Genomic DNA, 391 nt, shown 5'->3' on the forward strand with positions numbered 1-391 from the left:
GACGAGGTCATTATACGCGTGTAGCATATAATGAGTCAAAGTCTTTAATGTACAGAAGATTGATTATTTCGGTAATCAATCCGCTTATGGTTTTAAGGCGTTTTTGCGGCACCTAATTTAACGCTATATGTTTTCTGTGAATCTTGTCAAGAAAGAAAATCCTATTGTGTAGCAGATAGGCATAGCATAAGAACATTATTTAGTCTTCTTGTTCGCAGCGTATTCTTGACGTTCAAGTTGTCTCTGTATATTGGCAATTAATCTCTCATTGGCATATTGTGTAATAGAATTTGCAATTTCTGGCTTGGACATTACTCCAGCACTTGAGGGTCCCTCTTGTTTTGCAATGGGGAATTGATCTCCATCTGCTCTTTGAATGACATTACCATTC

Annotated in this window: 1 pseudogene; it reads right to left on the reverse strand. The window is 37.3% G+C overall.

The window, feature by feature from the left end:
• Positions 1–195: 195 nt before the first annotated feature.
• Positions 196–391: pseudogene (locus J7R10_RS09430) on the reverse strand (hypothetical protein); the annotation flags it as partial.

It is taken from the genome of Bartonella vinsonii subsp. berkhoffii ATCC 51672 (assembly GCF_902825225.1).
Lineage (GTDB): Bacteria > Pseudomonadota > Alphaproteobacteria > Rhizobiales > Rhizobiaceae > Bartonella > Bartonella berkhoffii.